Genomic DNA, 3,858 nt, shown 5'->3' with positions numbered 1-3,858 from the left:
GGGGTCGCCCCGAAAGCCCCTGATGAAGTGTGCGGAGGTTTCTGCTAGACTGATATAAATATCTGAAAGCACGGGAGGAAAAGATATGGCCAGAAACCTGACTCACAAAATCCTGGAGGAACACCTGCTCGAAGGGCGCCTCGTTCCCGGCCAGGAGATCGCCATCCGTATCGACCATACTCTGCTTCAGGACGCCACGGGAACCATGGCCATGCTGGAGTTCGAGGCCTTGGGGCTGGAAGGGGTCAAGGTCGGCCTGGCCGCCCAGTATGTCGATCACAATCTGCTCCAGACCGACAACAAGAACGCCGACGACCACAAATATCTTCAGACCGCCTGCGCCCGCTACGGCATTCATTTCAGCCGGCCGGGGAACGGGGTCTCCCACCAGGTGCACATGGAGCGGTTCGGGCGGCCCGGGCTGACCATGATCGGCGCCGACAGTCATACTCCCGGCGCGGCAGGAGTCTCGATGCTCGCCATCGGCGCCGGCGGACTCGATGTGGCCATGGCCATGGCCGGTCACCCGTACAATTTTCCCTGCCCCAAGGTGCTCGGGGTGAGGCTCACCGGGGAGCTTCCCGATTGGGTCAGCGCCAAGGACGTGATCCTGGAGATGCTGCGCCGCTACGACGTCAAGGGGTGCGTCGGCAAGATCGTGGAGTATTACGGACCTGGAGTGAAGACTCTCTCGGCTACCGACCGCGAAACGATCGGCAACATGGGAACCGAACTGGGAGCGACCACCACCATCTTCCCCTCCGACGAGCGCACCCGCGAGTACCTGGAGGCCCAGGGGCGCGGCGACGCCTGGCGGGAGCTGGCGGCCGACGAAGGGGCCGAATACGACGAAGTCGATGAAATAGATCTTTCCACTGTCGAGCCGCTGATCGCCTGCCCTACCTCACCGGGGAACGTCAAACGGGTAGCGGAGGTGGCCGGGATCAAAGTCGACCAGACCATCGTCGGCTCCAGCGTGAACTCCTCATTCCGAGACCTGATGGTGGTAGCGAAGGTCGCCGAGGGACGCCACTCCCACCCCGACACCTCCTTTCACATCAACCCCGGGAGCCGCCAGGTTCTGGAGAACATAGCTGACCAGGGGGGCGTCATGGCCCTTCTGCTGGCCGGAGCCCGCATCCACCAGTCGGGGTGCCTGGGGTGCATCGGCATGGGACAAGCCCCCGGCACCGGGCAGGTGAGCCTGCGCACCTTCCCCCGCAATTTCCCCGGCCGCAGCGGGACCAAAGACGACCGGGTCTATCTCTGCTCGCCCGAGACCGCCGTCGCCGCCGCCCTCAAGGGGCTGATCACGGACCCGCGCGACCTCGGCCAGGAGATGGAGTATCCGCGCATCCATGATCCCACAAAGTACCTGGTCGACGAATCGTCGATCATCTTTCCTTCCGAGGACCTGCGAAAAACCGAAGTGGTGCGCGGCCCGAATATCAAAAAACTCCCCGATTTCGAAGCGCTCCCCGATACCCTGGAAGGAGAAGTCGTGCTGAAGGTGGAGGACAACATCTCCACCGACACCATCATGCCTGCCGGCAACCGAGTGCTGCCTCTGCGCTCCAATATCGAGGCGATCAGCGAATTCGTCTACTACCAGATCGACGAGGATTTTCACAAAAGCTGCAGGGAGAAGGGGAATGTGATCATCGTCGGCGGAGAGAACTACGGGCAGGGTTCGAGCCGCGAGCATGCCGCCCTCGCGCCCCGCTATCTAGGCGTGCGGGCCAAGATCGTCAAGAGCTTCGCCCGGATCCACAAGGCGAATCTATGCAATTTCGGCATCCTTCCCCTGGTTTTCAAAAACCCCGGGGACTACGACCTGTTCGAAAAAGGAAAGAAGGTGGTCTTCCCCGAGGTCAGAAGACATCTGGAAAACGGCGACCGGGAGATCCCGGTAGCGGTCGACGCCCGGGAGGTGATCACCATCCTGGACGTATCCGACCGTCAGCGCCGGCATCTGATCGCGGGAGGGGCGCTGAATTTCGTGAAAAGCGAATTGGAGAACAAGTAAGACGCAGCAGGCTCTCAGGGGCGAAAAAGCTCAAAGCAAAACCGCCCCGGAGGTGTCTCCGGGGCGGTTTTGCTCGTCTGCGCCGCGGGATCAGCCCCCGCCGAGCATAGGCAGGAAGGTGACCTTGTCTCGGCTCCGGATGGGAAAGGCCTCTTCGTTTGAAAGAACCATCTTGCCGTTGACCAGAATGTTCAGACAACTGTCCTCGAGTTGATCGGCCGCATGGGGGAGTCGCCTGCCCACCGCGGCTCTGAGTTCGGAGATGTTGGACACGGGCTGGTCGACGATGACCGCTCCTTCCGGCGCTCCGGAGAGGCCATGGGGGAGCTTGACCTTGACGGCGAAGCCGGTGGTTACCTCGGCGAGACTTCCGTGCCACTCGAGGGATGGGACGCCCACACTGTTCAGACCCGTGACGGCATAAAAGCGGGACTTGAGTTTCTCGAACTCGGCCCGGTCGATTTTCTCACCGGTAAAGGGACCGACCTTGGTTTCCTCGTCAAACCAACGGTCGGGGAGAGTGTCGTCCTTCTCGGTCAATCCCAGGCGGCCATTGATGAGTCGTTCCAGGCCGGTAATCTTGCGGCCGACCTCGTCGAGCTGGTCGGGAGTGAATTCCTCTCCGGTCAGTTCCTTCAACTGCCGGGCGAAGTCCTCATAGCCGGCAGTGGAGGGGGAGTTGAACAGCTTGGTGGAAAAACGGCACATGCCGACTGCGTCGCCGACGGCATAGGTGTTCTCGCACCGGCGGACGGCGTATTCCTTCCCCTCGTAGCTGTTGGGCTCAGGGGCCACATGCCCGCCGTAGAGGGAGGTCTTGAGTTCGCGGTTGTCGTTGATCTTGGCGTTGATCTCAAGGGTCGGGCGGTTGCGCAGGTGGTCCATGCCGCGGGTCGCGACGGCCAAACCGAGGGCGAAACCCTTGAGAATCCGCGCATCATGGGGGTCGGACTGGAAGAGCCCCTTTACGGCCATCCGGTATTTGAGTCCCTCATCCGGGTATTTGCCCGTCTCCACCGCCCGGCTGGAATCGGCGATGACATCGCCGAAGCCTTCCCGGCGTGCGGTCATGAAAAGAAGCTTTTCAATCACCTCGTAGTTGCCCCAGCTCAGATCGAGACCGCCGGTATCCTCAGCCGTGATGAGTCCCTGCTGATAGAGTTCCATTGCCCAGGAAATAGCGCTGCCTGTACTGGCCGAATCGAGCCCGAGATCGTTGAGGATGTTGTTCAGGCGCAGGACCTGCTCGGGCTCCTTGATGCCGATCATGGGGCCCATCTTCTGCAGGGTGACATATTCGGGACCGTCCCCCTTGTCGTGGCGGTCGAATTTGCCGTCGCCACGGATCCCCCTGTAGACCTTCTCCCGCGAATGTTCGACCTGGGCCTGCTGCTGATCGTAGCTGGCGTTGCCGGTAAGACCCTTCAGGGCACGGGCTCCCCAGCCACCCTTCCCCTCGGGGGTCATGTCGTTGAGGGCTCGGCAGCGGACCGGACATTTGTAGCAGCCATCCATTCCGGTGCGGTAGGCATCGAAGTTGTCGGCATCCAGCGACTCATACCAACTGGTCTCCTGGTTGTTCTTGGTCCCCATCGCACCGAGAATGCGGCTGGGCTTATAGAGAAACGGTGTGCCGACGGTTTTCAGCGCATTCTTGATCACGCTGGTCGAGAGGATCTTTTTCGCGAGTTCACGGTTGTTCTCCTTGAACGCCGCTGAAAGAACGGGCTGTTCGCCGCGTCCGCGGATCATGATCGCCTTGAGTTTGAGCGATCCCATTTTGGCTCCGGCCCCTCCCCGGGCATAGATCGCCTTGATTCCTCCCATGATTC

General features: G+C 61.2%; 2 protein-coding genes. One reads left to right on the top strand and one right to left on the bottom strand.

The genetic code is table 11. The features are described 5' to 3' along the window. Positions 1-85 precede the first annotated feature (85 nt). Positions 86-2,026 carry an aconitate hydratase gene (locus tag DTF_RS0110200; RefSeq protein ID WP_027715240.1) on the top strand — a complete coding sequence of 647 codons (1,941 nt, stop codon included), beginning with the start codon at positions 86-88 and terminating at the stop codon, positions 2,024-2,026. 90 nt (positions 2,027-2,116) lie between these two features. Here DTF_RS0110200 and DTF_RS23005 read toward each other — a convergent pair. Further along, on the bottom strand, positions 2,117-3,858 hold a 1,742-nt coding region (locus DTF_RS23005; RefSeq protein WP_226989277.1), incomplete at its 5' end, for an aldehyde ferredoxin oxidoreductase C-terminal domain-containing protein.

Origin of the sequence: Desulfuromonas sp. TF (assembly GCF_000472285.1) — a bacterium.
Taxonomy (GTDB): domain Bacteria; phylum Desulfobacterota; class Desulfuromonadia; order Desulfuromonadales; family ATBO01; genus ATBO01.
Note: the sequence above shows the minus strand (reverse complement) of the source record. Positions and strands in the feature narration are given on the sequence as shown.

Coding starts and splice junctions, on each gene's coding strand:
- DTF_RS0110200 (WP_027715240.1), top strand. CDS start 86: ATGGCCAGAAACCTGACTCACAAAATCCTGGAGGAACACCTGCTCGAA.